We start from the raw sequence: 26,965 nt of genomic DNA on the forward strand, positions 1-26,965 counted from the left end.
GTAAAAGTAGGGGTTAGTTTGGCAATTTGGGCCTCGGTTTGACACCTTCCGTCACCTAGAGCTACATGAACGCACTACCCCGCTACGCTCTGGAGTTATCCACAGGGGCCCGTGGAGGACGAGGCGGGTACCGACGTCGGCGGGCAGGCGACGAGGGGGTGACCTGCACCCCTCCGTCCCCGTCGAGAAGCCCGCCGAGCCGGACAATCCTGTTACTAACCCGTTACCAAACAGGCCCCCGTCGCGGCTAGCCCTCGAACTCCTCGCGCTCCGTCCAACGCGCCTTCAGCCGCGCCGGATCGAATCCCTTTGGCCCGCGGCGCCCGGGGTTGACGATCAACTCCTCAAACGCGTCAGCCAGTAGATCCCGGCGGTCGTCGATGAGGGCCGTCTCCCAGTACTCCGCCATCGTCTGACCCGTCGGGATCATCTCCGTGCGTCGGCCGGTGTCGCGGCTGGACAGCTCCACTTGACGCGCCTGAAGCTCCTGGAGCCTGGCGAACGTCTCTGCGTCCGCAGCCGTCGCCAGGTCCGCCAGCGCCTCCTTGATCTCCTCTTCAACGGACGCCAACTCCTCCAGCCCAGAGACGACCGTCCGCTCCTTGTACATGGGGAAGCTGCCGACAGTGTCAAGGTACAACCCGACGACGAAGTTCTCAATAGGTCCGGCGGTCACCGTCACGGGCTTTTCGCATACCCTTCCCTGGCTGCGCGCCTCGCAACGGTAAGAGATCCGCGGGGGCTTCCCCTCCACCTTCTGTTTCCCGTCACGCGTCCGGGCTGACGCATGGTGTACGACGAGGTCTGACAGACATGAGTGACATGTGAGAAGTCCGGAAAGGATTCGTGCGGGATGCCCTCCGCCCGTCGATGTGCCCCCCTTTGGCTTCAGCCGCTCACGCAATGTTGATACCTGGCTCACCGAAAGAACCGCCGGGAAAGGAGCCAGGATTTCGCCCTCCTCGTCGCGCAATAGGCGCCCATTCTGCGTTATCCGCCCAAGGATGTGGTCGCCCGTAAGCACCCGCTTCAAGGTCACTCGGGACCACGCCTTTGCGCGACGAGGCGGTACACCCTGGTGATTCATTCGCCGCACAACACGGGTCAGTGGGTCCGGCGGTGTCTTGAGAATCGCTTCCGCGGCCTCCTGGACGGCTTTCGCCTCCTTCGGCTCGATGTCGAGTACCCAGCCCGGTCCGTTGGGGTTGGCTATCGCCTTGTATCCGAATGGGGGCGTACCTCCTCCCCAGCGGCCGGCACGACGGAGGTTGCGGGCACGTTTACGGGAGCGCGCACGCATCCGTTCCCGCTCCGCCCGTCCCACCTCTGCCTGAATGACGAACCTGAACCGGAACGCGTCGCCGTGGAGCGAGTCGAGTCCGTTGCAGTCGATGAGCCGCACCGGGGGGTAAGCGAGCTTGCCGGTCGCAGGGTCCTTGCCCTCCACGACGTCCAGGATCGTCGCTGCGACATTGAGGCCCTCACGGGTGAGCCGGTCGGTCACCGGGTTGACGAGGACGTCACAGACGCCTGTACGTGCATCGTTGAGCCAGGCTTGGAATTCGTCCCGGTCTCGACGTCCGCCCGTCTTACCATCATCTATGTGGAGGGCTACCTCCTCGAACCCCTCACGGTCACAGAGGGTGCGCATGTCGCGGATCATGTCTTCCAGCGACAGGTTCTCAGCGTCGGCAGCGACGGACAGTCGGGCGTAGAGGCTCGCTCGCTTGCGCGGGCGCAACGTCGCGGGGACGTCAGTTGGCGTCATACGAGCAGCCTACAGCGCCTGATACGTTTTCGATGGCACCTTCGACACGCCGGAGTTCCGGGGGATCACCTTCCACGAGGTGCGGGCCCGCTCGATCGTCAACCGGGTGCCGGGGGCCTCGCGGATGCCGTTCGAATGGACGGTGAATCCCTACCGGGGCTGCACGCACGCGTGCGTCTACTGTTTCGCGCGCAAGACGCACAGCTATCTGGACCTCGACACGGGCCTGGACTTCGACAGCCAGATCGTGGTGAAGGTGAACGCGCCCGACCTGCTGCGCCGCCGCCTGGCCTCGTCCTCCTGGCACGGGGAGCACATCGCGATGGGCACCAACGTCGACTGCTACCAGCGGGCGGAGGGCCGCTACCGGCTGATGCCGGGCATCATCGACGCCCTGACCGAGCACGCGAACCCCTTCTCCATCCTCACCAAGGGCACGCTGATCCTGCGCGACCTCGACGCGCTGACCCGGGCGGCCCGGGTGACGGACGTGGGCATCTCGGTGTCGGTCGGCTTCACCGACGCCGACCTGTGGCGCACCGTGGAGCCGGGCACGCCCGCGCCGGAGCGGCGCCTGGACGTCGTACGGGCGCTGGGTGAGCGCGGCATCGGGTGCGGGGTGCTGATGGCGCCGGTGATCCCGTTCCTCGGCGACGATCCCGGCCGGCTGCGGGCGACGGTACGGGCGATCGCGGCGGCCGGGGCGACGTCCGTGACGCCCCTGGTGCTGCATCTGCGGCCCGGTGCCCGGGAGTGGTTCATGACGTGGCTCGCCCGGCACCACCCCTACCTGGTGCGCCGCTACGAGCGGCTGTACGCCGAGGGCGCCTACGCGCCGAAGTGGTACCAGCGCCGGATCACCCGGCAGGTGCACGACCTGGCCCGGGAGTACGGCATCGGCCCGGCCCGCGCGGGGGCCGCGCGGCGGATCACGGAACCGGAACCGTCCGCTCCCGCGGAGCCCGGGCCGACCCAGCTCACCCTGCTCTGAGCCGGGCTCGCGCGGCCGGGCGTCTCGGGGCGGGCGTCTCGGGGCGGGCGCGTTGTCAGACCCGTGATCCATGATGGGCCCATGAGCGAGCCGACCAGGATCCCCGCCCCCGAAGGCGTCTTCCCCGCAGCCCAGTACAGCCATGTCGTGGCGGCCACGGGCCGGCTCGTGGCCGTCTCCGGCCAGCTCCCCCTGGACGAGGACGGCCGGATCGTCGGCGAGGGCGACCCGGCGGCCCAGGCCCGCCAGGTCTTCGAGAACCTGCGCCGCTGCCTGGCCGCCGTCGGCGCCGGCTTCGACGACGTGGTGAAACTGACGTACTTCGTCACGGACATGGCCCACATGCCGGCCGTCCGCGCGGCCCGCGCCGCCCACCTGCCCGACGACCGCCTGCCGGCCTCGTCGGCGGTCCAGGTCGCCGCCCTGGTCCGCCCGGAGTTCCTGATGGAGGTCGAGGCGCTGGCGGTGGTCGCGCCGTGACCTCGTTCCAGGTACGGGAGATGACCCTGGCCGACTGCGAGCGCGTGGCCGAGATCCGCGTCCGGGGCCGGGGCCGGGGTCGGGGCCGGCAGCACGCCTACCGGGGGCTGATACCGCAGGCGTACCTGGACGGGCTCAGCATCGCGGAGCACACCGAGCGCCGCCGCGCCCGCCTCACCGCCGCCCCGGCCGACGTGACCAACATGGTCGCGCGGGACGACGCCGGCACGGTCGTCGGCTGGGGCCGCCACGGGCCGTACCGGGACGACGGGACGCGCACGGCCGACGCCGAGCTGTGCGCGCTCTACGTCGATCCGCGCCACCTCGGCTGCGGGGCCGGACGGTCCCTGCTCGGTGAGTCGGTCCGCCGCTGCGCCGCCGTCCGGTACCCGCGGATGCCGCTGTGGGTGCTCCGGGGCAACACCCGTGCCCGCCGCTTCTGCGAGCGGGCCGGGTTCGGGGCGGACGGCGGCGAGGAGGCGTTCGAGGTGGCCGGGATCGCGGTGCCCGAGGTGCGGTACGCGCGGGCACTGACCGGCTGACGGTCCGTCACCTCCCGGGAGGCAGGCGCTTCAGGGCCCGTGCCGCCGCCGCGGCCAGCGCCGGGTGGGCGAGGGCCTCGGTCAGCACGGGTCTGGCCCGGGGGTCGCCGAGCGCGCCGAGCCCCTCGACGCAGGCGAGCGCCACCCGGCGGTACGGGTCGTGCGGGCGCAGCCGCCGCTTCAGGGTGGTGATCAGCGCGGGGACGGACTCCGGCGCGCGCAGCCCGGTCAGCAGCCGGACCGGGTGCAGGGCGTAGGCGACGCGCAGTTCGTTGGTGGCCAGGGCGGCGGCGGCCCGGGCGGTGCGGGGGTCGCCGAGGCGGGCGAGGGCGTACGCGGCGGAGGCGCAGCGCGGTGGGTCACGGTGGTTGAGGAGCAGCACCAGTGCCTCGAAGGCCCGCCGGTCCCCCGCCAGCCCCAGCCGGAACGCGGCCAGTTCCCTGGCCCACAGCGGCTGTCCGGGTCCGGTGAGCACCTCGGCCAGTTCGTCCTGGTCCGCGGTCGCCATCAGACGGTCGTACGCCGGCGTCCCGCCTGCCTCCGCCCGTAAACGCTCCGTGAGCGCGCGCAACTCTTCGTCCATGCGTCCGAGGCTAGAGGGGGCGCGGCCCGGATGGGACGTGGATCACCAACACGAGGGGCTGGCGTGCTCGTTACCCTCCGGTTAAGCTCAGACGAGCGAGTCAGCGACTCGTGTTCGTCTCATGGCGGTCTGGTGACGCGGCCGCCGTGGGAGCAGCGCGACCGGGCCCGGGGACAGGGCCGGTCGGTTCCGCCGGGCGTGTGCGCCAGTGAGCCCGGCACCACCCGCACTCCTTTCCGTACGCACCCGTGCGCCGTCCGGCGCGGCGGGCGCGTCCGTCGTCGTCACCCTCATTCCTGGAGTCCCGCATGGCCACTCCCCTGTCCGGCGCTTCCGTCTCCGGCAGTCCCCTCTCCGACGCCCCCCTGTCCCCGCTGCGCACCGTCGCCGTGGTCGGCCTCGGCACCATGGGCACCGGCATCGCCGACGTGCTGGCCCGGGCCGGCCGCGAGGTCGTCGGCATCGACATCAGCGAGGCGCAGGCCGCCAGGGCCGTCGCCGCGCTGGAGACCTCCACCGCCCGCGCCGTCGCCCGCGGCCGGCTGACCGAGCGGGAGCGGGCGGACGCCCTCGCCCGCGTCCGTACCTCCACCGACCTGACGGCCGCGGCCGGCGCCGACCTGGTGATCGAGGTGGCGCCGGAGTCGTACGAGGTCAAGCAGCGGATCTTCCGGGAGCTGGACGGCATCGTGCGGCCCGGCGCGGTCCTGGCCACCGGCACCAACGCGCTGTCCGTGACCCGGCTGGCCGCCGACACCGCCCGCCCGGAGCGCGTGCTGGGCCTGCACTTCTTCAACCCGGCGCCGGCGATGAAGCTGGTCGAGGTCGTCTCCTCGGTGCTCACCGCGCCCGGCGCCGTCGCCGCCGTCACCGACCTCGCCCTGGACCTCGGCAAGGAGCCCGTCGCGGTCGGCGACCGGCCCGGTTTCGTCGCCGACGGGCTGCTGTTCGGCTACCTCAACCAGGCCGCGGCGATGTACGAGGCGCGCTACGCCTCCCGCGAGGACATCGACGCGGCGATGCGCCTGGGCTGCGGCCTGCCGATGGGCCCGCTGGCCCTGCTCGACCTGATCGGCATCGACACCGCCCGCACGGTCCTGGAGGCCATGTACGCCGCCTCCCACGACCGGCTGCACGCCCCGGCCCCCGTCCTGCGGCAGCTCAGCGAGGCGGGCCTGACCGGCCGCAAGGCCGGACGCGGCTTCTACACCTACGACGCCCCGGGCGGCGCGACCGTCGTCCCGGACGCGCTCACCCCGCGCGAGAGCGCCTCCCCCGTCCCCGGCCGCCCGGTCCGCGCGGTGGGCGTCGCCGGTTCGGGCACCATGGCCTCCGGTATCGCCGAGGTCTTCGCCAAGGCCGGGTACGAGGTGGTCCTCGCCGCCCGCAGCCCGGAGAAGGCCGAGGCCGCCAAGGCCCGCGTCGGCACGTCCCTGGCCCGTTCCGTCGACAAGGGCCGGCTCACCGCCGACGCCGCCGCGCGCACCCTCGGCCTGATCACCCCCACCGGCGGCTACGACGACTTCGCCGGCGTCGATCTGGCGGTGGAGGCGGTCGCCGAGGACCTGGAGGTCAAGCGGCAGCTGTTCGCCACGCTGGACAAGGTCTGCAAGCCCGGCGCGGTCCTCGCCACCACCACGTCCTCCCTCCCCGTCGTCGCCTGCGCCCGCGCCACCTCGCGCCCGCAGGACGTGATCGGCATGCACTTCTTCAACCCGGCGCCCGCCATGAAGCTGGTCGAGGTGGTGCGCACGGTGCTGACGGCGGACGACGTGCACACCACCGTCAGGGAGGTGTGCGGGAAGGTCGGCAAACACGCCGTGGACTGCGGCGACCGGGCCGGGTTCATCGTCAACGCCCTGCTGTTCCCGTACCTGAACAACGCGGTGAAGATGGTGCAGGAGCACTACGCGACCCTCGACGACATCGACGCCGCGATGAAGCTGGGCGGCGGCTATCCGATGGGTCCGTTCGAGCTGCTCGACGTGGTCGGGCTGGACGTGTCGCTGGCCATCGAGAAGGTGCTGCACCGCGAGTTCCGCGACCCGGGGCTCGCTCCGGCGCCGCTCCTGGAGCACCTGGTGGCCGCGGGCTGCCTCGGCCGGAAAACGGGCCGCGGCTTCCGCGAGTACGCCCGCCGTTGACCCGGGCCGCACGCGACGGGGTTCCCCCCTGGGGAGCCCCTGTCGTGCGCACCGAGCTGGGCACATGCAGTACGTTCATGTTCATGTCCCAGCCCGCCAAGTCCACACGTACACCAGCCGCGACCGACGCGCCGGAGACTGCCGTCGGCGGCCGAGCCGCCGCCCAGCGGCTGAAAATGCGCCGGGAACTGGCGGCCGCCGCGATGGAACTGTTCGCCACCAAGGGGTACGAGGCCACCACCGTCGACGAGATCGCGGCGGCGGCCGGGGTCGCCCGGCGCACCTTCTTCCGCCACTTCCGCTCCAAGGAAGAGGCGATCTTCCCCGACCACGACGACACCCTGGTCCGCGCCGAGGCGGTGCTCAACGCCGCTCCCGCGCACGAACACCCGCTGGACACGGTGTGCCGGGGCATCAAAGAGGTCATGAAGATGTACGCGGCCCACCCGGACATCTCCGTCGCCCGCTACAAGCTGACGCGCGAGGTGCCCACCCTGCGCGAGGCGGAGATCGCGTCGGTGGCCCGCTACGAGCGCCTGTTCACCCGCTATCTCCTGGGCCACTTCGACGAGCACGCGCACGCCGACGACGCCAACGACGACCCGCTGCTGGCCGAGGTCGCCGCGTCCGCCGTGGTCACCGCCCACAACCACGTGCTGCGCCGCTGGCTGCGGGCGGCCGGGCAGGGCGACCTGGAGGCCCAGCTCGACCACGCCTTCGCCATCGTCCGCAAGACCTTCGGCACCGGCATCGGGGCCGGACGGTCCGACCAGGCCGGCCACCGGACCGCGGCGACGGCCTCCGCCGAGGGCGAGGTACTGGTGACCGTCGCCCGCACGGACGCCCCGCTGGGCGAGGTCATGCGGGCGATCGAGCAGGCACTGAAGGAACGCTGACCCTGCCCTGACCTGAGAAGCGGCCACCCGCCCGGGTGGCCGCTTTTTTGCGCATCCGTACCGGCTTCTGTACCGAGCCCTGATCGATCATCGCTCATCTGTCACGTAAAGATTTCACCTGAGCGGAATTCATGACACCCAGTGCCTTGCGAGGTGACACGGGGTGCCATACGTTGAAGTGGTCCGGGCAGTCCCCGCGGGCCGTCCCCGCGTCCCGGACGCCTGCGTCACAGGCACCCTTCCGACCCTCAGCAGCAGCACGCACCGCCGGAGGCAACACCGTGACCGTGAAGGACATCCTGGACGCGATCCAGTCCCCCGAAGCGACCCCCGCCGACTTCGCCGCCCTGCCGCTCCCCGAGTCGTACCGCGCGATCACCGTGCACAAGGACGAGACGGAGATGTTCGCCGGGCTCGACACCCGCGACAAGGACCCGCGCAAGTCGATCCACCTCGACGAGGTGCCGGTGCCCGAGCTGGGCCCGGGTGAGGCCCTGGTGGCCGTGATGGCCTCCTCGGTCAACTACAACTCGGTGTGGACCTCGATCTTCGAGCCGCTGTCCACCTTCGGCTTCCTGGAGCGCTACGGCCGCACCAACGACCTGGCCAAGCGCCACGACCTGCCGTACCACGTCATCGGCTCCGACCTGGCCGGCGTCGTCCTGCGCACCGGCCCCGGCGTCAATTCCTGGAAGCCGGGCGACGAGGTCGTCGCGCACTGCCTGAGCGTGGAGCTGGAGTCGAGCGACGGGCACAACGACACGATGCTCGACCCGGAGCAGCGCATCTGGGGGTTCGAGACGAATTTCGGCGGGCTCGCGGAGATCGCCCTCGTCAAGTCCAACCAGCTGATGCCCAAGCCGGACCACCTCAGCTGGGAGGAGGCCGCCGCGCCGGGGCTCGTCAACTCCACCGCGTACCGGCAGCTGGTCTCCCGCAACGGCGCCCAGCTGAAGCAGGGCGACAACGTGCTGATCTGGGGCGCGAGCGGCGGGCTCGGCTCGTACGCCACGCAGTTCGCGCTGGCCGGCGGCGCCACCCCGATCTGTGTCGTCTCCAGCGAGAAGAAGGCCGAGATCTGCCGGCGGATGGGCGCCGAGCTGATCATCGACCGCAGTGCCGAGGACTACCGGTTCTGGAAGGACGAGCACGCCCAGGACCCCAAGGAGTGGAAGCGGTTCGGCAAGCGCATCCGGGAGCTGACGGGCGGTGAGGACGTCGACATCGTCTTCGAGCACCCCGGCCGCGAGACCTTCGGAGCCTCCGTCTACGTCACCCGCAAGGGCGGCACGATCGTCACCTGCGCGTCGACCTCCGGCTACGAGCACACCTACGACAACCGCTACCTGTGGATGTCGCTGAAGCGGATCATCGGCTCCCACTTCGCCAACTACCGCGAGGCGTGGGAGGCCAACCGGCTGATCGCCAAGGGCAAGATCCATCCCACGCTGTCCAAGGTGTACGCCCTGGAGGACACCGGCCAGGCGGCGTACGACGTGCACCGCAACCTCCATCAGGGCAAGGTCGGCGTGCTGTGCCTCGCCCCCGAGGAGGGCCTGGGCGTGCGCGACGAGGAGAAGCGCGCCCGGCACGCCGACGCCATCAACCGCTTCCGGAACGTCTGAGGGCCCCTCGATGACAGAGCGTCAGAAGGACCGTCCGTGGCTCATGCGGACGTATGCGGGCCACTCGACCGCCGAGGCCTCCAACGAGCTGTACCGGCGCAACCTCGCCAAGGGCCAGACGGGCCTGTCGGTGGCGTTCGACCTGCCGACCCAGACCGGCTACGACGCCGACCACGTCCTGGCCCGCGGCGAGGTCGGCCGGGTCGGGGTGCCGGTCGCGCACGTCGGGGACATGCGCCGGCTGCTCCAGGACATCCCGCTGGAGCGGATGAACACCTCGATGACCATCAACGCCACGGCCATGTGGCTGCTGGCGCTCTACCAGGTGGTCGCCGAGGAACAGGGCGCGGACCTCGCCGAACTCCAGGGCACGACCCAGAACGACATCGTCAAGGAGTACCTGTCCCGGGGGACGCACGTCTTCCCCCCGGGCCCCTCCCTGCGCCTGACGACCGACCTGATCGCCTACACGGTCACCCACCTGCCCAAGTGGAACCCGATCAACATCTGCAGCTACCACCTCCAGGAGGCGGGCGCCACGCCGGTCCAGGAGATCGCGTACGCGATGTCCACCGCGATCGCCGTCCTGGACGCCGTGCGCGACGGCGGCCAGGTGCCCGAGGAGCGCATGGGCGACGTCGTCGGCCGGATCTCCTTCTTCGTCAACGCGGGCGTGCGCTTCGTCGAGGAGATGTGCAAGATGCGCGCCTTCGGCCGCATCTGGGACCGCGTCACCCGGGAGCGGTACGGCATCGAGAACCCGAAGCACCGCCGCTTCCGCTACGGCGTCCAGGTCAACTCGCTCGGTCTGACCGAGGCGCAGCCGGAGAACAACGTCCAGCGGATCGTGCTGGAGATGCTGGCCGTCACCCTCTCCAAGGACGCACGCGCGCGTGCCGTGCAGTTGCCCGCCTGGAACGAGGCGCTCGGCCTGCCCCGCCCCTGGGACCAGCAGTGGTCGCTGCGCATCCAGCAGGTGCTGGCGTACGAGAGCGACCTGCTGGAGTACGGCGACCTCTTCGAGGGCTCGAAGGTGGTCGAGGCGAAGGTGGCCGAGCTGGTCGAGCGGGCCGAAGCGGAGATCGAGCACATCGAGGAGCTGGGCGGCGCCCTGGCGGCCGTGGAGTCCGGCTACCTCAAGTCGCAGCTGGTCGCCTCGCACGCCGAGCGCCGGGCCCGGATCGAGTCGGGCGAGGAGAAGATCGTCGGCGTCAACGCCTTCGAGTCCACCGAGCCCAGCCCGCTCACCGCCGACCTGGACACCGCGATCCACACGGTCGACCCGGCGGTGGAGGCGCGGGTCGTCGCCGCGCTCCAGCAGTGGCGGGACACGCGGTGGCAGCCGCCGTTCAACCACCCCCGGTGCAGCTCGGCGCTGGAACGGCTGAAGGAGGCGGCCCGATCCGACGCCAACCTCATGGAGGCCACCCTGGAGTGCGCCCGCTGCGGTGTCACCACCGGCGAGTGGGCCGGGGCGCTGCGCGAGGTGTTCGGCGAGTTCCGGGCACCGACCGGCGTGTCGGCGGCGCCGGTGGCGGTCACGGCCGCGGAGGGCTCGGCGCTCGCGGAGGTCCGCCGCAAGGTGACGGCGACCGCCCGCGACCTCGGCGTCGGCAAGCTGCGCTTCCTGGTCGGCAAGCCCGGCCTGGACGGGCACTCCAATGGCGCCGAGCAGATCGCCGTACGCGCGCGTGACGCCGGCTTCGAGGTCGTGTACCAGGGCATCCGGCTGACGCCGGAGCAGATCGTGGACGCGGCGCTGGCCGAGGACGTGCACGCGGTCGGGCTGTCGATCCTCTCCGGCTCGCACGCGCGGCTCGTCCCCGACGTGCTGGAGCGGCTGCGTGTGGCCGGTGCCACAGATATCCCGGTGATCGCCGGTGGCATCATCCCCAGCAGTGACGCCGCGGCGCTGCGGGACGCCGGAGTGGCCGCGGTCTTCACCCCGAAGGACTTCGACATCACCGGCATCATCGGCCGGATCGTGGACGAGATCCGGCACGCGAACAAGCTCGACCCCCTGGAGGTCCCCGCATGACGACCGTCGACCGTCTCCGCCCCCGGCGTTCCTGCCTGGCCGTACCGGGCTCGAACCCGCGCTTCCTGGAGAAGGCCCAGGGCCTCCCCGCCGACCAGGTCTTCCTGGACCTGGAGGACGCCTGCGCGCCGCTCGCCAAGCCGGAGGCCCGGCACACCATCGTCAAGTTCCTCAACGAGGGCGACTGGACCGGCAAGACCCGGGTCGTGCGCGTCAACGACTGGACGACCGAGTGGACGTACCGGGACGTGGTCACGGTCGTCGAGGGCGCGGGCCCGAACCTGGACTGCATCATGCTGCCCAAGGTCCAGGACGCCCAGCAGGTCGTCGCCCTGGACCTGCTCCTCACCCAGATCGAGAAGACCATGGGCTTCGAGGTGGGCCGGATCGGCATCGAGGCGCAGATCGAGAACGCGCGGGGCCTGAACAACGTCAACGCGATCGCCGAGGCGTCCCCCCGGACCGAGACCATCATCTTCGGCCCGGCCGACTTCATGGCGTCCATCAACATGAAGTCGCTGGTGGTGGGCGAGCAGCCGCCCGGCTACGGCGCGGACGCCTACCACTACATCCTGATGAGGATCCTGATGGCCGCCCGCGCCAACGACCTCCAGGCGATCGACGGCCCCTACCTCCAGATCAAGAACGTCGACGGCTTCCGCGAGGTGGCCGGCCGGGCCGCCGCCCTCGGCTTCGACGGCAAGTGGGTGCTGCACCCGGGCCAGGTCGAGGCGGCCAACGAGGTCTTCTCGCCCTCCCAGGAGGACTACGACCACGCCGAGCTGATCCTGGACGCGTACGCGTACTACACGTCCGAGGCGGGCGGCAAGAAGGGCTCGGCGATGCTCGGCGACGAGATGATCGACGAGGCCAGCCGCAAGATGGCGCTGGTCGTCTCCGGCAAGGGGCGGGCGGCGGGCATGAAGCGCACGTCGAAGTTCGAGATCCCGGAGGGCTGAGGGCGATGCGGTTCGGACGCACCTACGAGGAGTTCGAGGTCGGCGCGGTCTACAAGCACTGGCCCGGCAAGACGGTCACCGAGTACGACGACCACCTCTTCTGTCTCCTCACCATGAACCACCACCCGCTCCACCTGGACGCCAACTACGCCGAAAGCACCACCGATTTCGGCAAGAACGTCGTGGTGGGCAACTACATCTACTCCCTTCTCCTCGGCATGTCCGTCCCGGACGTCTCCGGCAAGGCCATCGCCAACCTGGAGATCGAGTCGCTGAAGCACGTCGCGCCCACCTTCCACGGCGACACGGTCTACGGCGAGACGACCGTGCTGGACAAGTGGCCGTCGAAGTCCAAGGACGACCGCGGGATCGTGCACGTGGAGACCAAGGGCTACAAGCAGGACGGCACCCTGGTGTGCGTGTTCCGCCGCAAGGTGATGGTGCCCACCGAGACGTACATCAAGGCGCGCGGCGGCGAGCAGCCGGGCCGCCCCGAACTCCAGGAGGGCTGACCCGATGGCACGCCTCGCCCAGACCCACGGCCTCACCGAGGTCCAGACGGAGATCGTCTCCACCGTCCGGGACTTCGTCGACAAGGAGATCCTCCCGGTCGCCACCGAACTGGAGCACCGCGACGAGTACCCGCAGGCCATCGTCGACGGGCTGCGGGAACTGGGCCTGTTCGGACTGATGATCCCCGAGGAGTACGGCGGCCTGGGCGAGTCCCTCCTGACGTACGCGCTGTGCGTCGAGGAGATCGCCCGCGGCTGGATGTCGGTGTCCGGCATCATCAACACGCACTTCATCGTGGCGTACATGCTCAAGCAGCACGGCACGCAGGAGCAGAAGGACCACTTCCTGCCCCGGATGGCCGCCGGCGACATCCGGGGAGCCTTCTCGATGTCGGAGCCGGCGCTCGGCTCGGACGTGTCGGCGATCACGTCGAAGGCGGTGCGGGAGGGCGACGAGTACGTCCTGACCGGGCAGAAGATGTGGCTGACCAACGGCGGCACGTCGTCCCTGGTGGCCGTCCTGGTGCGGAGTGACGAGGGTCACCCGGAGGGCACCGCCCCGCACAAGTCGATGACGACCTTCCTGGTGGAGAAGGAACCCGGGTTCGGCGAGGTCCGCCCCGGCCTCACCATCCCCGGGAAGATCGACAAGATGGGCTACAAGGGCGTCGACACCACCGAACTGATCATGGACGGACTGCGCATTCCGGCCGATCGGGTGCTCGGCGGAACCACCGGCCGAGGTTTTTACCAAATGATGGACGGTGTGGAGGTGGGTCGCGTCAACGTCGCCGCCCGGGGGTGCGGCGTCGCCCAGCGCGCCTTCGAACTCGGCGTCCGCTATGCCCAGCAGCGTCACACCTTCGGCAAGCAGATCGCCCAGCACCAGGCCATTCAGTTCAAGCTGGCGGAGATGGCTACCAAGGTGGAGGCCGCCCATGCGATGATGGTGAACGCTGCACGCAAAAAGGACTCCGGCGAACGAAACGACCTGGAGGCGGGGATGGCCAAGTACCTCGCGTCCGAGTACTGCAAAGAGGTTGTGGAGGATGCCTTCCGGATCCACGGTGGGTACGGCTTCTCCAAGGAGTACGAGATCGAGCGTCTCTACCGGGAGGCACCGATGCTGCTGATCGGTGAAGGCACCGCCGAGATCCAGAAAATGATCATCGGTCGCAGGCTGCTGGAGGAGTATCGATTCCAGGGCTAGATGTCCGGATACGGGGTGTTTTCTTGGAGAAGAAGATCACACCCCGTAGGCGTTCTTCGGCCTCCGACTCGGCTTCCTGCCTTACCCAGTTGTGGCACGTACCCGCTACGATCGCGAGAAAGCCGCCGTCCCCCGTTTCCGAAGCGCGGCATCATCCGCTACGAAGGTCATCCATGCCCCACAGCCAAACCTCTGCACCTCGCGACAGCCTCGCCGGCGTACGCCTCGCGCGCGGAGCATCGCCGTGGCTCCTGCCGACCGTCGCGACCGCGGCCGTCAGCCTGGTCCGCGCCCGCCGCTCGGGTGTCGCCAAGGCCGTCGCCGTCCCCGCCACCGCGCTCGCGGCGGGGATGCTGTGGTTCTTCCGCGACCCCGAGCGCGAGATCGCCCAGGGCCGGGTCATCTCGCCCGCCGACGGCGTGGTGCAGAGCATCATGCCGTGGAAGGACGGCCGGACCCGCGTCGCGATCTTCATGAGCCCGCTCAACGTGCACGTGAACCGCGCCCCGCTGTCCGGCGCCGTGACCTCGGTCGAGCACGTGCCCGGCGGCTTCGTCCCCGCTTTCAACAAGGAGAGCGAGAACAACGAGCGGGTCGTCTGGCACTTCGACACCGAGCTGGGCGACATCGAGATGGTCCAGATCGCCGGCGCGGTGGCCCGCCGCATCGTCCCCTACGTGCCGCAGGGCACCAAGGTCGAGCAGGGCGAGCGGATCGGCCTGATCCGCTTCGGCTCCCGCGTCGACCTCTACCTGCCGGAAGGTGTGGAGGTGGCGGTCGAGGTCGGTCAGAAGACCGTGGCTGGGGTGACTCGCATTGACCGTGATTGATCCTGATACCAAGGCCGGCTGGGTGCCGGAGGCCGCCGACGAGGTCGACGAGGTGTTCGAAGAGGAGGAGATGCCGCTCTCGCTGCGCCTGTCGATAGCGGACACCCTCACCCTCGGCAACGCCACGTGCGGGTTCATGGCGGTGTACTTCACCACCACCGGCATTCTGATCCCGCACCTCCAGGGCAGCCAGGAGACCGGCATGGCGCGGCACAGCGCCGCCACCGCCGTGATCCTCATGCTGTGCGCCGCGGTCTTCGACCTGTTCGACGGCCTGGTGGCGCGCAAGCTGCGGTCCTCGCCGATGGGCGCGGAGCTGGACAACCTCTCCGACCTGATCAGCTTCGGCCTCGCGCCGGCCTACTTCGTCCTCGTCTACGGCATGGTCGCGGACGACGCGCACCAGCGGCTGGCGGCGGTCGGGGCGATCGTGGTGCTGCTGGCGGTGGTGCTCAGGCTCGCCAGATTCTCGTGCGTGACGGTGAAGGACGGCACCTTCCAGGGGATGCCGTCGCCGTTCGGGGCGCTGACGGTCGTGTCGATCGTCCTCCTCGAGCTGCCGTTCGTCGCGACCGTGCTGGCGATCGTCGGGACGGCCTGGCTGATGGTGAGCCGGGTGGAGTACCCGAAGCCGCGGGGGCGTCTCGCGGTGGCGATGCTGTCGTGGATCGTGCTGTCGATGGGGCTGCTGGCCGCGTGGGCGTTCGACGCGCCGAGCGGGCAGCTGCTGCTCCAGACGGGCTGCGCGCTGCAGCTGGTCATGGGCGCGGTGATCCCGCTGTTCGCGACGGCCCGGCGGGTGAACAACTTCCGTGACAACCGGCGGGAGGCGCGGGCGGCGCAGTTGCCGTAGCGGCGCGGAGTTTTCTGGGGGCCTTGGACCGGGGTTTGGTCCGGGGCCCCCTTTTATTGTGCCCGGTGTCGCCGCTGACGCCGCTGGGGGGCTTCGCCCCCAGACCCCCGGGTTTATGCCCACCCACCACCCGACTCGGCCAGCTGAATGAGTACCGGGGGTCCGGGGACGGAGCCCCCGGACGGTCAGCTCAGGAAGTCCCGCGCGATGCGTTCCGCCACGCGTTCCAGGATCGGCCCCGCCTCCGCGATGCACGTCGCGACGTCCGGCTCGACCTCCGTCAGGGGATACGCCCGTCTGATCCCCGCCCGCCCCAGCGCCTCCGGCGCCAGCGCCAGCCGCCCGCACACCGCGACGACCTCGCGCCCCGCGGCCCGCGCCGCCGCCGCGACACCCGCCGGCGCCTTCCCGTGCAGGGTCTGCTCGTCCAGCGACCCCTCCCCGGTGATCACCAGTTCGGCCCGCTCCAGGGCCGGCGCGAAGCCGAGGACGTCGAGCATCACCTCGATGCCGGGGCGGAACCGCGCCCCGAGCAGCAGGGCGCCGTAGCCGATGCCGCCCGCGGCACCCGCGCCCGGCGCGGCGGCGTACTCGGCGGCCCGCGCGCCCACCGCGCCCTCCAGCACCGTCACGAAGTGCGCGAGGGCCGCGTCCAGCGTCTCCACGTCGTCCGGCGAGGCCCCCTTCTGCGGCCCGTAGACGGCCGGGGCGCCCTTCGGGCCGGTCAGCGGATTGTCGACGTCGCTGGCGAGGACCAGTTCCACGGAGGACAGCCGCGGGTCGAGACCGGACAGGTCGGCCGAGGCCACCTCGGCGAGCCCGCCGCCGCCCGGCGCTACGGGCTCCCCCTCCTCGTCCAGGAACCGCGCGCCCAGCGCCGACAGCATCCCGGCGCCCCCGTCCGTGGTCGCGCTGCCCCCGACCCCGAACACGATGGTCCGCGCCCCCGCGTCCAGCGCGGCCCGCAGCAGTTCCCCGGAGCCGTACGTGGACGCCGTCAGCGGCGCGAAGACCCCGGCCGGCAGCCGCTGCAGCCCGCTCGCCTCCGCCATCTCCACGACCGCCGTGCCGTCGCGCAGCGCGAACGCCGCCGTCACCTCGGCGCCCAGCGGCCCGGCGACCCGTATCTCCCGGCGTTCGAACCCGGCCGCGACGGCGGCGGCCACCGTGCCGTCGCCGCCGTCGGCGACCGGCAGCGCCTCCACCCGCACGTCCGGCACGACCCGGCGCAGCCCGGCCGTCACCCGCTCGGCGACCTGAACGGCCGTCAGCGACCCCTTGAACTTGTCCGCGGCCACGAGGACCCGCCGGGTCCCGTCCACAGCAGCGTCAGCCACCTTGTTCTCCCCTTGCTCTTCCGGGCCTTGCGCACGTCAGCGCACGTCAAGGCAGTCGCGCCGGTGTGACCTTAACCGGACCGCGCCCCCGGCGTCATGCCCGGCCGATACCCTGCGGAGGATGACCACTTCGGATTACGCCACGTACATCGCCGGCCTCCCCCGCGTCCTGGCCGGCGCCGCCGCCCTGTTCCGGGACGCCGAGGGCCGGGTGCTGCTGGTCGAGCCCAACTACCGCGAGGGGTGGGCGCTGCCGGGCGGCACCATCGAGTCCGACGACGGCGAGACGCCCCGCGAGGGCGCCCGCCGGGAGACGGCCGAGGAGATCGGCCTCGACGTCACCCCGGGCCGGCTGCTCGCCGTGGACTGGGTGCGGGGCACGGGCCGGCCGCCGCTGGTGGCGTACCTCTACGACGGGGGGATCCTCTCCGAGGAGGACCTCAAGGCCATCCGCCTCCAGGAGGAGGAGTTGCTGTCCTGGCGCCTGGTGCCCCGCGAGGACCTGTCCGGCTTCCTGCTCGGCGCCACCCACGGCCGGGTCCTGGCCGCGCTGGACGTCCTGGCGGAGGGCTCGGGGGCGGCGGAGCTGGAGAACGGGCGGCGGGTGGACCGGTGAGGCTCAGCGGGTGGCGGGCCGACCTGTGAGACCCGGCGGGCGCCCCGTCTCCCGGTAAGCACCGTCGGCGCGGCCACCGCCCGGTCCCGTCACGCCCCGTAATCCGTTCGCCCCGGCCGGACGGACGGCCCTACCCTCGGTCCCATGACCGGCAAGCCCCTCGTCGCCCTGCTCACCGGAGCGGGCGTCTCCACCGACTCCGGCATCCCCGACTACCGCGGACCGAACGGCCTGTGGCGGCGCGATCCGGAGGCCGAGAAGCTCGTGACGTACGCGTACTACATGGCTGATCCGGAGATCCGGCGGCGGGCCTGGCGGATGCGGCGGGACAGCCGGACCCTGGAGGCCCGGCCCAACGCCGCGCACCGGGCGGTGGCCGAGCTGGAGCGGGCCGGGGTGCCGGTGCGGGTGCTCACGCAGAACGTGGACGGGCTGCACCGACTGGCCGGGGTGTCCGCCCGCAAGGTGCTGGAACTGCACGGCACGGCGCGCGCTTACGTGTGCACCGGGTGCCGGGTACGGGGGCCGATGGAGGACGCCCTCGCCCGGGTGGCGGCCGGGGAGGACGATCCGCCGTGCCGGGAGTGCGGGGGCGTACTGAAGCCGGCGACGGTGATGTTCGGTGAGCGGCTGGACCCCGTGGTGCTGGGCGAGGCGGCGGGCATCGCCCAGGCGTGCGAGGTGTTCATCGCCGCCGGGACGAGCCTCCAGGTGGAGCCCGCCGCCGGGCTGGCGGGCGTCGTCGCCGACCACGGCGCGCGGCTCGTCGTCGTCAACGCCGAGCCGACGCCGTACGACGACCGGGCCGACGAGGTGATCCGGGAGCCGATCGGCACGGCCCTGCCGGAACTGCTGCGGAAGATCGCCGCCGGCCGGCAGTGATCAGCGGCGCCGGGCCCTAGAAGAGCGCCGCCCCCCGTTCGAAGTCCAGCAGCCGCCGTTTCCGCTCCAGCCCGCCGCCGTACCCGGTGAGGCCGCCGCTCGCGCCGATGACGCGGTGGCAGGGGACGATGACGCCGATCGGGTTGCGGCCGTTGGCGAGGCCGACCGCGCGGGAGGCGGCCGGGTTGCCGAGGGCGGCGGCGAGTTCGCCGTAGGTGCGGGTCTCGCCGTAGGGGATGGTGCGCAGGTGGTCCCAGACGGTGCGCTGGAAGGGTGTGCCGTTCAGGTGGAGGGGGAGGGTGAACTCCCTCAGCTCGCCCGCGAAGTAGGCGGTCAGCTGGTCGAGGGCGGCGCCGAAGGGGGTGTCGTCGCGGGGGCCGAAGGTCTCCTCGGGCGGGCGGTGGCGCTGGTCGGTCATGTAGAGACCGCACAGGACGCCGTCCTCGGCGACCAGGGTGAGCGGGCCGTAGGGGCTGTCGGTGACGGTGTGCTGTCTGGTCATGCCGGGTCCTCACACGGGCAGGAAGTTGATGGGGTGGTCGTCGGTCGCCCACAGGTACTGGACGGCGTACGCCCGCCAGGGCCGCCATCCGGCCGCGCGGGCCGTGAGGGCGGCCGGGGTCGAGGGCAGGCCGAGGGACTGGGCGGCGCGGCGGATGCCGAGGTCGGTGGGGAGGAAGGCGTCGGGGTCGCCGAGGGCGCGCAGGGCGATGACGTCGGCGGTCCAGGGGCCGAAGCCGGGCAGGGCGAGGAGGCGTGCGCGGGTGGCCGGCCAGTCGCTGTCCACGCCGAGGGCCAGGGAGCCGTCGGCGAGGTGGCGGACCAGGGTGGTGAGGGTCGCCCGGCGGGTGCGGGGCATGGCGAGGGTGGCGGGGTCCACCGACGCCAGTGCCTCGGGCGTGGGGAACAGGTGGGTCAGGCCGCCCTCGGGGTCGTCCACGCGGTCGCCGTGGGCGGTGACCAGGCGGGCGGCGTGGGTGCGGGCGGCGGCCGTGGAGACCTGCTGGCCGAGGACGGCGCGGACGGCGAACTCGGCCTCGTCGACGGTGCGCGGGACACGGCGCCCGGGGGCCTTGTCGACCAGGGGTGCCAGGACCGGGTCGGTGCGCAGATGGGCGTCGACGGCGGCCGGGTCGGCGTCCAGGTCGAGCAGCCGGCGGCAGCGGCTGATGGCGACGGGCAGGTCGCGCAGGTCGCCGAGGACGAGGCGGCAGGCGATGTGGTCGGGGGTGGGGGCGAGGGACACGATGCCGTGACCGTAGGGCAGGCGCAGGGTGCGGCGGTACGCGCCCTGTCTCCACTCCTCCACGCCGGGGACGGCGGTCGCGGCGAGGTGGCCGAAGACGTTGTCCGGGTTGAACGGCGTGCGGAACGGCAGGCGCAGGGCGAGGGCGCCGCCCGGAGCGCCGGCGGCGCAGGACTTCGGGGCGCGGGTGCGCAGCTCACCGGGGGTGAGGGCGAAGACCTCGCGGACGGTGTCGTTGAAGGTGCGGACGGAGGAGAAACCGGCCGCGAAGGCGACCTCGGCCATCGGCAGCCGGGTCGTCTCGATCAGCAGCCGGGCGGTCCGCGCGCGCTGGGCGCGGGCCAGGGCGAGGGGGCCCGCGCCCAGCTCGGCCAGCAGCTGGCGTTCGATCTGCCGGGTGCTGTAGCCGAGCCGGGCGGCGAGACCGGGCACGCCCTCGCGGTCGACCACCCCGTCGGCGATCAGCCGCATGGCGCGGGCGGTGAGGTCGGCCCGCTGGTTCCACTCCGGGGAGCCGGGGCTGGTGTCGGGGCGGCAGCGCTTGCAGGCCCGGAAGCCCGCCTGCTGGCAGGCCGCCGCGCTCGGGTGGAACACCATGTTCTCCGGCTTGGGCGGCACCACCGGGCAGCTCGGCCGGCAGTAGATGCCGGTGGTCAGGACGGCCGTGAAGAACCAGCCGTCGAACCGGGCGTCCTTGGACCGGACGGCGCGCACGCAGCGCTCGGTGTCGGTGTGCATCCCCATCTGCATGGGTCCAGCATCGTGCACCGCGCCCGGCGGTTCTGGCGGGAATCCGACATCGTGCTCACGCTTCCTGCGCGGTCCCGGATCGCCAGGCGGACTCGCGCAGCAGCCGCAGCCCGTTCAGACCGACCAGGACCGTCGAGCCCTCGTGGCCGGCGACGCCGAGCGGCAGCGGCAGGTGCCCGATCAGGTCCCACAGCACCAGGACGGTGATGAAGGTGCCCGCGATCACCAGATTCTGGAGAACCAGGCGGCGGGCGGTGCGGGAGAGGCGGACGACGGCCGGTACGGCGCTCAGCTCGTCGCGGACGACGACCGCGTCCGCCGTCTCCAGCGCGAGGTCGGAGCCCGCGCGGCCCATGGCGACGCCGGCGTGGGCGGCGGCCAGGGCGGGCGCGTCGTTGACGCCGTCCCCGACGAACAGCACCTTGCGGCCCGCGCCCTCCAGCTCCCGTACGGCGGTGACCTTGTCCTCGGGGAACAGGCCGGCGCGGACGTCGGTGAGGCCGGTGGCCTCGGCGACGCGGGCGGCGGCGCGGGCGTTGTCGCCGGTCAGGAGGGTGGGGGCGGTGCCGTTGAGGGCGGTGAGCGCGGCGGTGGCCCCGGCGGCGTCGGGGCGCAGCCGGTCGGTGAGGACGAGGGTGCCGACGGGGGTGCCGTCGCGGGTGACCTGGACGGTGGTGGCGTCGTCGGCGGCGGTGCCGGCCCGGCCGACGGTCACCACGCGGCCCTCGACGGACGCCGTCACCCCGCGGCCGGGGGCGGCGGTGAAGTCCTCGGCGGCGGCCAGGGCCAGGCCCCGGGCGCGGGCGGCGGCGACCACGGCGCGGCCCAGCGGGTGCTCGCTGGGCAGCTCGGCCGCGGCGGCCAGCGCGAGCAGGGCGTCCTCGTCGAGGCCGGAGCCGGGCAGCGGGCGTACGGCGGTGACCTCGGGGGTGCCCTCGGTGAGGGTGCCGGTCTTGTCCAGGGCGGCGGTGTCGATCTCGCCGAGCCGTTCCATCGCGACCGCCGACTTCACCAGGACGCCGTGCCGGCCGGCGTTGGCGATGGCGGACAGCAGCGGCGGCATGGTGGCGAGGACGACCGCGCAGGGCGAGGCGACGATCATGAAGGTCATGGCGCGCAGCAGGGCGTCGGTGAGGTCGGCGCCGAAGGCGAGCGGGATGCCGAAGACCGCGAGGGTGGCGACGACCACGCCGACCGCGTAGCGCTGCTCGATCTTCTCGATGAACAGCTGGGTCGGCGCCTTGGTGCGGGACGCCTCCTCGACCAGGGCGACGATGCGGGCGATCACCGAGTCGGCGGGGTCGCGGTCGACGCGGACGCGCAGGGCGCCGGTGCCGTTGAGGGTGCCGGCGAAGACGTCGTCGCCGGGGGTCTTCAGGACCGGGAGGGACTCGCCGGTGATGGTGGCCTGGTCGACCTCGCCCTCACCGCCGAGGACCGTGCCGTCGGCGCCGATCCGCTCGCCCGGCCGGACCAGGAGGACGTCACCGACGGCGAGGTCGGCGGTGGCCACGGTCTCCTCACGGTCCCCGGTCACCCGGGTCGCGGTGGTGGGCGCGAGGTCGAGCAGGCCGCGCACGGAGTCGGCGGTGCGGGCGGTGGCCAGTGCCTCCAGGGCGCCGGAGGTGGCGAAGATGACGATCAGCAGGGCGCCGTCGAGCACCTGGCCGATGGCGGCCGCGCCGAGCGCCGCGACGATCATCAGCAGGTCGACGTCGAGGGTCTTCTCGCGCAGCGCGCGCAGGCCCTCCAGGGCGGGCTCCCAGCCGCCGGCGGCGTAGGCGAGGGCGTACAGCGGCCCGTACGCCCAGGCGGTGACACCGGTCAGGTCGAGGGTCAGGGCGAGCAGGAACGCGAGCAGGGAGACGAGCGCCCAGCGGGCCTCGGGCAGGGCCAGCACGCGGGTGCGGCGGCCGAGCGCCGGGCGGCGGGGCGTCGTCGCGGGCGCGGTGGGGGCAAGGGTGGTGGACACGCCGCACACCATACAGGAACGCATGAAGACTCATTCATTCATTCATCCGTCCATGCGTCCATGCGTCCATGCGTATGGGTGTTCCCGGGCGGTGCGTAGGATGGCCGCATGGGTCACGGAGCCGCCAGCATCACGCAGGAGACCGCACGCGTGCGTCTGGACGCGGACAATGTCGCCAAGGTCGCCACCACGCTCCAGGCCCTGTCCACCCCGTCCCGGCTGCTGATCCTGGCCCGGCTGCGCGAAGGCCCGCTGCCCGCGACCGAGTTGGCGGCCCAGGTCGGCATGGAGCAGTCGGCCTGCTCGCACCAGCTGCGGCTGCTGCGCAACCTGGGTCTGGTGGTGGGCGAGCGGCGCGGCCGGTCGGTCGTCTACGCGCTGCACGACGACCACGTGGCCGAACTCCTCGACCAGGCCGTCTTCCACGTGGAGCACCTGCGGCTGGGCATCAGCGACACCGGTCCGGAGCGCTGAGCAGCCCCCGCATCGTCTCGGCGGCCCGTACGGCCGCGTCCCCGCAGCAGTTGTTGAACAGCACGTGCAGCTCGTCCGCGTACCGGGCCGCGCGCCGCAGCCGGGGCACCCACGCGGCGAGTTCGGCCACGTCGTAGCCGTACCGGAAGCGGTCCTCCTTGCTGCCCCTCCCCCAGGCCGGGCTGCGGCCGTGGAAGCGTACGACGGCCAGCGGGCGGTGGGTGACCGGCACGACCGGCGGCAGCGATCCGGGCAGGCCCGGCGCCATGTCGACGCCCACCGCGCTGGCGCCGAGGCCGGCGAGCAGCGCGGCGGTGGCGTCGGCCCGGTCCGCCGCCCACCAGCCCGGGTGCCGGAACTCGACGGCGAGCGGCCAGCCGGCCGTACGCCGGGCACAGGCTTCGAGGGTCTCCTCGGCGCCGGTGCCTGGCGCGAACCAGGGCGGGAACTGGAACAGCACGGCGCCGAGCCGCCCGGCCTCGCGCAGCGGCTCGACGGCGTACGCGAACCTCCGCCACACCTCGTCGAGGAGAGCCGGGCCCCGCTCGACCCCCCGCAGGTCGGCGGGGAGCGACCCGGCCCGGGTGGGGTGCCCGGTCAGCAGCGAGAACGCCTTGACGTCGAAGCGGAAGCCCTCGGGGGTGCGCTCCAGCCACAGTTCGCTGTTGCGGCGGCTGGGCAACGCGTAGTACCCGGCGTCCACTTCCACGACGGGCAGCCGGGAGGCGTAGTGCCGCAGGCGCCCCTCGGCGTCCCGCCGCCCGCGCGGATACCAGCCGCTCGCGACCAGCTGCCGGTCCGTCCAGGAACACGCGCCGACCCGTACCTCACCCATGGGAGCCCGGTTGCCCGGACTCCCATGGCCTCATGCGCGGTCGGCTATTCGGCGGCGGTGGGACGCCGCGCGGCCGTCATCGCCTCCTTCACGTCGGTGATCGGGCGCAGCCGGTAGGTGTAGGAGTAGTCGCGGTCGGCGAACAGCTTGAACTCGTCGTGGGTGTGCGCACCCCAGCTGTTGTCCCCGCCGACGCCCATCTGCCGGTGGTTCAGGCGGAGCACGATCGCGTCCCTCGGGGTGAGCTGGTAGTCGTGCCGTACCCCGGTCGACAGGTCCTCCGGGGTGAAGCGCGAGGCGTTGACCTCCAGCAGGGGTTCGCCCGAGGCCAGCAGCCCGGCGCCGCGCCGGTCGGTGAGCGCCACCCAGCGGACGTCGGTCTTGTTGCCGTTCTCCTGCGGGCGGATGTAGCCGGACCACTGCTCGGCGACGGTCCCGGAGTACCGGCCGACGTCGGTGCCGGTGTTGCGGTCCCAGTGGTTCTCCTCGGGGCCGCGCCCGTACCAGTGCAGCCGGTCCAGCCGGCGCGGCAGGAAGAGCAGGCTGCCGACCTCCGGGATGTACGGCAGGTTCGCGGCGCCGGGGTGCAGGGTGTGGTCGACCTTGATCTCGCCGTTGCCGAAGACCGTGTAGGTGGTGGTGTACGCCGACTCCACCGTGGTCGGCAGCGTGCCGCTGACCTTGATCTCGACGGCCCGGTCCGCCCCGAGCGTCCGCACGGCGACGTCGGTGACCTTCCGCCGGGCGCCCGCGTCCCGCCAGGTCCGGTTGCGGGTGTGCTGGCCGTTGCCGAGGTCGTTGTCGGTGGGCGCCCGCCAGAAGTTGGGCACCGGACCGGAGGTGAGCAGCCGGATGCCGCGCGCCTTGTACGAGGTGATGGTGCCGCTGCTCCGGTCGACGGTGACGGTGAAGTCCTCGCCGTCGACGGTGATCTCCTCGTCGTCCTCGTCCACCTCCAGGGCCGGGACCCGGTCCAGCGGTACGGGGGTCACGGCGGGGGTGTCCGCGTCGACGGGGAGCTGGACGCGGGCCACCTCGAAGCCGGCCTTCGCCCAGGGGGCGGACTCCTTGGTGGTGAAGGAGACCTGGAGGAAGAACTCGGTGCCGGGCGCCGGGTCGGCCGGCAGCCGCACGGGCAGGGTGATGTCCTTGCTGGACAGCGGCGCCACGGCCAGTTGGTCGCGGGTCAGCCGCCCGCGCCGTACCACCTCGCCGTCGGCGACCAGCTCCCAACGGCCGTCGAACTCCCGCAGGTCGGTGAAGAGGTACTCGTTGACCAGGGTCACCGCGCCGGTGTCGCCCCCGGTCCGCTGCCGTACGTCGATCGCCTGGTAGACGCGCTTGACCTCGGCGGCCTTGCCGGTGTGGCCGCGGTCGGCCAGGACGATGCCGTCGGCGACGAAGGCGCCGTCGTTGGGGTTGTCGCCCCAGTCGCCGCCGTACGCGAAGAAGGTCTTCTCCCCGGACCGCTTCTCCTCTTTCCGGACCTCGGCGGCGTCGAACCAGAAGCGCACGCCGTCGTCGTCGCTGTCGCGGCCGTCGTCGGCCAGTTCGGCGGCGGTGAGGGCGCGGGCGTACACGCGGGCGGCGCGGATCGTGCCGCTGAACTCGCGGGTCTGGTTGTCGGCGTCGGTCGCCAGGGCGAGCGGCGCGGTGTTCACCTCGGGGCGCCGGGTGGTGGTGCGGACGGCTCTGGCCACGCCGTCGGCGTAGAGGGTCAGGGTGCCGGCGTCGGCGTCGAAGACACCGGCGACGTGGTGCTCGCGGCCGGTCCAGTCGTCCGGCAGCACCCAGTTCGCGGTGATCCACTGCCCGCCGGAGTAGATGAAGAACTCCAGGTTCCGGTTGTTCTGCTTCAGGGAGTACTGGGTGTCGCCCTTGGCCACGATCGGCTGGTGGTACCCGAGGAAGCGCGGGGTGATCCACGCCTCCAGGGTGAGGGAGCCGGTGAGGTCCAGGCTCTCGTCGCGGGCGAAGAGCGTGCCGCCGGACAGGCCCTCGTCCCGGTCGAAGGAGCCGCTGGGGTTGATGATCTCGCCGCGCAGCCCGGCGGGGCCGGTCTCCCGCAGCAGGACGCGGGCGGGCACCGGCCAGGCCAGGGACTGGTCCACGAAGTCCCAGATCCAGCCGCCCTGGAGCACGTCGTACCGCCGGACGACGTCCCAGTACTTCTTGAAGTTGCCGGTGGAGTTGCCCATCGAGTGGGCGTACTCGATCATCACGTACGGCCGGGTGTCGGAGGTGTCCTTCGCGCGCTGCTCGACGCGCTGGGGGGTGTCGTACATCTCGGAGCGGATGTCGCTGATCCCCGGGCGGTCGTCGCCCTCGTACTGGATGACGCGGGTGGTGTCGTAGGAGCGGATCCAGTCGTGCATGGCGGTGAAGGTGGAGCCGGTGCCGGCCTCGTTGCCCAGCGACCAGATCACCACCGAGGGGTGGTTCTTGTCGCGGTGCACCATGTTCTGGGCGCGGGCCACGCACGCCGCGGTCCACTCGGGGTGGTCGCCGGGGTACTCGTCGCGGATGGCGTGGGTCTCCAGGTTGGTCTCGTCGACGAGGTAGAGGCCGTACTCGTCGGCGAGTTCGTACCACAGCGGGTTGTTCGGGTAGTGCGAGGTGCGGACGCTGTTCATGTTGAGCCGCTTGATGAGGGTGATGTCGTTCACCAGGTCCTCGCGGCTGAGGGCCGTGCCGCGGTCCGGGTGCATCTCGTGGCGGTTGGTGCCGCGCAGGGAGACCGGCTTGCCGTTGATGCGCATCAGGCCGTCCTTGAGCGCGAACTCCCGGAAGCCGACCCGGTGCGAGAGGGTCTCGGTCACCTTTCCGGCGGGGTCGCGCAGGCGCAGCACGGCCGTGTAGAGGTTCGGCTGCTCGGCCGACCACAGCTTCGGCGCCGGTACGGCCCTGGTGGCGCGTACGGTGACGTCCTCGCCGGCGCCGGCCGTGCCCAGGTCGGCGGTGGTCTGGAGCGGCCGGGACCAGACGGCGTGGCCGCGGGCGTCGTACAGCTGGGTCTCGACGGTGTACCGGCCGGTGCCGTCGCCGCCGTACGCCCGGACCTGCGCGGTGACGGCCAGTTCGGCGTCGTTGTACGTGTCGTCCAGCGGGGTGTCGAGGCGGAAGTCGCGCAGGTGCACGGCGGGGGTGGAGTAGAGGTGGACCGAGCGGAAGATGCCGCTCAGCCGGATCATGTCCTGGTCCTCCAGCCAGTCGCCGTCGGCGTAGCGGTAGACCTCGACGGCGATCTGGTTGGTGCCGGGCCTGAGGTGGTCGGTGATGTCGTATTCGGAAGGTGTGTAGGAGTCCTCGTCGTACCCGGCCAGTTCGCCGTTGATCCACACGTAGTGCGCGGACTTGACGCCCTCGAAGTGGAGGAAGGTGCGGCGGCCGTCCCAGTCGCGGGGGACGGTGAAGGTGCGGCG

22 protein-coding genes and 1 pseudogene are annotated in these 26,965 nt (G+C 71.9%); 15 read left to right on the forward strand and 8 right to left on the reverse strand.

Going from position 1 to position 26,965, the window contains the following annotated elements:
* Positions 1-247: 247 nt before the first annotated feature.
* On the reverse strand, positions 248-1,768 hold the full coding sequence (locus J7I94_RS12910) for a recombinase family protein (RefSeq protein WP_215167210.1): 1,521 nt from the start codon (positions 1,766-1,768) through the stop codon (positions 248-250).
* Between the two features lie 37 nt (positions 1,769-1,805).
* Here J7I94_RS12910 and J7I94_RS12915 point away from each other — a divergent pair.
* From J7I94_RS12915 to J7I94_RS12925, 3 genes and pseudogenes are all read left to right on the forward strand, one after another.
* Positions 1,806-2,759: pseudogene (locus tag J7I94_RS12915) on the forward strand (Rv2578c family radical SAM protein); the annotation flags it as partial.
* Between the two features lie 81 nt (positions 2,760-2,840).
* Entirely contained in the window at positions 2,841-3,239 is a 399-nt protein-coding gene (locus tag J7I94_RS12920; RefSeq protein ID WP_215167211.1) for a RidA family protein, read from the forward strand.
* Positions 3,240-3,259: 20 nt separating this feature from the next.
* The gene (locus J7I94_RS12925) at positions 3,260-3,781 is read left to right on the forward strand and encodes a GNAT family N-acetyltransferase (RefSeq protein WP_215167226.1); all 522 of its coding nucleotides are present in this window, start codon (positions 3,260-3,262) and stop codon (positions 3,779-3,781) included.
* 7 nt (positions 3,782-3,788) lie between these two features.
* Here J7I94_RS12925 and J7I94_RS12930 read toward each other — a convergent pair whose 3' ends face one another.
* Positions 3,789-4,364, reverse strand: a complete 576-nt coding sequence (locus J7I94_RS12930) for an adenylosuccinate lyase (protein ID WP_215167212.1) — start codon at positions 4,362-4,364, stop codon at positions 3,789-3,791.
* A 308-nt stretch (positions 4,365-4,672) separates the two neighbouring features.
* Here J7I94_RS12930 and J7I94_RS12935 point away from each other — a divergent pair, with 308 nt between their 5' ends.
* From J7I94_RS12935 to pssA, 9 genes are all read left to right on the forward strand, one after another.
* Positions 4,673-6,508: a 3-hydroxyacyl-CoA dehydrogenase family protein gene (locus J7I94_RS12935; RefSeq protein WP_215167213.1), complete on the forward strand. Its 1,836-nt coding sequence runs from the start codon at positions 4,673-4,675 to the stop codon at positions 6,506-6,508.
* A gap of 83 nt (positions 6,509-6,591) precedes the next feature.
* A complete protein-coding gene (locus J7I94_RS12940) occupies positions 6,592-7,404 on the forward strand; it encodes a TetR family transcriptional regulator (RefSeq protein WP_215167227.1) in 813 nt (270 codons plus the stop codon).
* Between the two features lie 287 nt (positions 7,405-7,691).
* A complete protein-coding gene (gene ccrA, locus J7I94_RS12945; RefSeq protein WP_215167228.1) occupies positions 7,692-9,029 on the forward strand; it encodes a crotonyl-CoA carboxylase/reductase in 1,338 nt (445 codons plus the stop codon).
* A gap of 10 nt (positions 9,030-9,039) precedes the next feature.
* The gene (locus J7I94_RS12950; protein ID WP_215167214.1) at positions 9,040-11,067 is read left to right on the forward strand and encodes a protein meaA; all 2,028 of its coding nucleotides are present in this window, start codon (positions 9,040-9,042) and stop codon (positions 11,065-11,067) included.
* A complete protein-coding gene (locus J7I94_RS12955) occupies positions 11,064-12,026 on the forward strand; it encodes a CoA ester lyase (protein ID WP_215167215.1) in 963 nt (320 codons plus the stop codon). The genes J7I94_RS12950 and J7I94_RS12955 overlap by 4 nt, the downstream gene beginning before the upstream one ends.
* A 5-nt stretch (positions 12,027-12,031) precedes the next feature.
* Positions 12,032-12,538 carry a MaoC family dehydratase gene (locus J7I94_RS12960; RefSeq protein WP_215167216.1) on the forward strand — a complete coding sequence of 169 codons (507 nt, stop codon included), beginning with the start codon at positions 12,032-12,034 and terminating at the stop codon, positions 12,536-12,538.
* Positions 12,539-12,542: 4 nt separating this feature from the next.
* Complete coding sequence (locus J7I94_RS12965; RefSeq protein WP_215167217.1) at positions 12,543-13,748, forward strand: acyl-CoA dehydrogenase family protein; 1,206 nt, start codon at positions 12,543-12,545, stop codon at positions 13,746-13,748.
* A gap of 173 nt (positions 13,749-13,921) precedes the next feature.
* Positions 13,922-14,578 carry a phosphatidylserine decarboxylase gene (locus J7I94_RS12970; protein ID WP_215167218.1) on the forward strand — a complete coding sequence of 219 codons (657 nt, stop codon included), beginning with the start codon at positions 13,922-13,924 and terminating at the stop codon, positions 14,576-14,578.
* A gap of 70 nt (positions 14,579-14,648) precedes the next feature.
* Entirely contained in the window at positions 14,649-15,431 is a 783-nt protein-coding gene (gene pssA / locus J7I94_RS12975; RefSeq protein WP_215167229.1) for a CDP-diacylglycerol--serine O-phosphatidyltransferase, read from the forward strand.
* A 185-nt stretch (positions 15,432-15,616) separates the two neighbouring features.
* Here the strand turns inward: pssA and J7I94_RS12980 are convergent, their stop codons facing one another.
* Positions 15,617-16,753 carry a glycerate kinase gene (locus J7I94_RS12980; RefSeq protein WP_215167230.1) on the reverse strand — a complete coding sequence of 379 codons (1,137 nt, stop codon included), beginning with the start codon at positions 16,751-16,753 and terminating at the stop codon, positions 15,617-15,619.
* Between the two features lie 136 nt (positions 16,754-16,889).
* Between J7I94_RS12980 and J7I94_RS12985 the strand changes: the two genes are divergently transcribed.
* Positions 16,890-17,384 carry an NUDIX hydrolase gene (locus J7I94_RS12985; protein WP_215167219.1) on the forward strand — a complete coding sequence of 165 codons (495 nt, stop codon included), beginning with the start codon at positions 16,890-16,892 and terminating at the stop codon, positions 17,382-17,384.
* A gap of 144 nt (positions 17,385-17,528) precedes the next feature.
* Positions 17,529-18,266, forward strand: a complete 738-nt coding sequence (locus J7I94_RS12990; RefSeq protein ID WP_215167220.1) for a Sir2 family NAD-dependent protein deacetylase — start codon at positions 17,529-17,531, stop codon at positions 18,264-18,266.
* A gap of 16 nt (positions 18,267-18,282) precedes the next feature.
* Here the strand turns inward: J7I94_RS12990 and J7I94_RS12995 are convergent, their stop codons facing one another.
* The 3 genes from J7I94_RS12995 to J7I94_RS13005 all read right to left on the reverse strand — a co-directional run bounded on the left by J7I94_RS12995 (position 18,283) and on the right by J7I94_RS13005 (position 22,246).
* A complete protein-coding gene (locus J7I94_RS12995; protein ID WP_215167221.1) occupies positions 18,283-18,768 on the reverse strand; it encodes a methylated-DNA--[protein]-cysteine S-methyltransferase in 486 nt (161 codons plus the stop codon).
* A gap of 9 nt (positions 18,769-18,777) precedes the next feature.
* A complete protein-coding gene (locus J7I94_RS13000; protein WP_215167231.1) occupies positions 18,778-20,250 on the reverse strand; it encodes an AlkA N-terminal domain-containing protein in 1,473 nt (490 codons plus the stop codon).
* 67 nt (positions 20,251-20,317) lie between these two features.
* Complete coding sequence (locus tag J7I94_RS13005; RefSeq protein ID WP_215167232.1) at positions 20,318-22,246, reverse strand: heavy metal translocating P-type ATPase; 1,929 nt, start codon at positions 22,244-22,246, stop codon at positions 20,318-20,320.
* Between the two features lie 96 nt (positions 22,247-22,342).
* On the opposite strand from J7I94_RS13005, the gene J7I94_RS13010 reads away from it, so the two are divergent.
* Complete coding sequence (locus J7I94_RS13010; protein ID WP_215167222.1) at positions 22,343-22,708, forward strand: metalloregulator ArsR/SmtB family transcription factor; 366 nt, start codon at positions 22,343-22,345, stop codon at positions 22,706-22,708.
* Here the strand turns inward: J7I94_RS13010 and J7I94_RS13015 are convergent.
* Positions 22,683-23,543 (reverse strand): DUF72 domain-containing protein, encoded by an 861-nt coding sequence (locus tag J7I94_RS13015; RefSeq protein WP_215167223.1) that lies wholly within the window; start codon positions 23,541-23,543, stop codon positions 22,683-22,685. The two genes, J7I94_RS13010 and J7I94_RS13015, sit on opposite strands and share 26 nt — an antisense overlap.
* Before the next feature lie 44 nt (positions 23,544-23,587).
* The coding region (locus tag J7I94_RS13020) for a glycoside hydrolase family 2 TIM barrel-domain containing protein (RefSeq protein WP_215167224.1) at positions 23,588-26,965 on the reverse strand (3,378 nt) is incomplete at its 5' end.

This window comes from Streptomyces sp. ISL-12 (genome assembly GCF_018614415.1).
Taxonomy (GTDB): Bacteria; Actinomycetota; Actinomycetes; order Streptomycetales; family Streptomycetaceae; genus Streptomyces.

Excerpts from the sequence above, each read along its gene's own strand:
- J7I94_RS12925 (WP_215167226.1), top strand. The coding sequence starts at position 3,260 with ATGACCCTGGCCGACTGCGAGCGCGTGGCCGAGATCCGCGTCCGGGGC.
- J7I94_RS12910 (WP_215167210.1), bottom strand. The coding sequence starts at position 1,768 with ATGACGCCAACTGACGTCCCCGCGACGTTGCGCCCGCGCAAGCGAGCG.
- J7I94_RS12970 (WP_215167218.1), top strand. The coding sequence starts at position 13,922 with ATGCCCCACAGCCAAACCTCTGCACCTCGCGACAGCCTCGCCGGCGTA.
- J7I94_RS12995 (WP_215167221.1), bottom strand. The coding sequence starts at position 18,768 with ATGACCAGACAGCACACCGTCACCGACAGCCCCTACGGCCCGCTCACC.
- J7I94_RS12985 (WP_215167219.1), top strand. The coding sequence starts at position 16,890 with ATGACCACTTCGGATTACGCCACGTACATCGCCGGCCTCCCCCGCGTC.
- J7I94_RS13005 (WP_215167232.1), bottom strand. The coding sequence starts at position 22,246 with ATGGTGTGCGGCGTGTCCACCACCCTTGCCCCCACCGCGCCCGCGACG.
- J7I94_RS12920 (WP_215167211.1), top strand. The coding sequence starts at position 2,841 with ATGAGCGAGCCGACCAGGATCCCCGCCCCCGAAGGCGTCTTCCCCGCA.
- J7I94_RS12950 (WP_215167214.1), top strand. The coding sequence starts at position 9,040 with ATGACAGAGCGTCAGAAGGACCGTCCGTGGCTCATGCGGACGTATGCG.
- J7I94_RS13015 (WP_215167223.1), bottom strand. The coding sequence starts at position 23,543 with ATGGGTGAGGTACGGGTCGGCGCGTGTTCCTGGACGGACCGGCAGCTG.
- J7I94_RS12940 (WP_215167227.1), top strand. The coding sequence starts at position 6,592 with ATGTCCCAGCCCGCCAAGTCCACACGTACACCAGCCGCGACCGACGCG.
- J7I94_RS12935 (WP_215167213.1), top strand. The coding sequence starts at position 4,673 with ATGGCCACTCCCCTGTCCGGCGCTTCCGTCTCCGGCAGTCCCCTCTCC.
- J7I94_RS12965 (WP_215167217.1), top strand. The coding sequence starts at position 12,543 with ATGGCACGCCTCGCCCAGACCCACGGCCTCACCGAGGTCCAGACGGAG.
- J7I94_RS12960 (WP_215167216.1), top strand. The coding sequence starts at position 12,032 with ATGCGGTTCGGACGCACCTACGAGGAGTTCGAGGTCGGCGCGGTCTAC.
- J7I94_RS13010 (WP_215167222.1), top strand. The coding sequence starts at position 22,343 with ATGGGTCACGGAGCCGCCAGCATCACGCAGGAGACCGCACGCGTGCGT.
- J7I94_RS12930 (WP_215167212.1), bottom strand. The coding sequence starts at position 4,364 with ATGGACGAAGAGTTGCGCGCGCTCACGGAGCGTTTACGGGCGGAGGCA.
- J7I94_RS12990 (WP_215167220.1), top strand. The coding sequence starts at position 17,529 with ATGACCGGCAAGCCCCTCGTCGCCCTGCTCACCGGAGCGGGCGTCTCC.
- pssA (WP_215167229.1), top strand. The coding sequence starts at position 14,649 with ATGCCGCTCTCGCTGCGCCTGTCGATAGCGGACACCCTCACCCTCGGC.
- J7I94_RS13000 (WP_215167231.1), bottom strand. The coding sequence starts at position 20,250 with ATGCACACCGACACCGAGCGCTGCGTGCGCGCCGTCCGGTCCAAGGAC.
- J7I94_RS12955 (WP_215167215.1), top strand. The coding sequence starts at position 11,064 with ATGACGACCGTCGACCGTCTCCGCCCCCGGCGTTCCTGCCTGGCCGTA.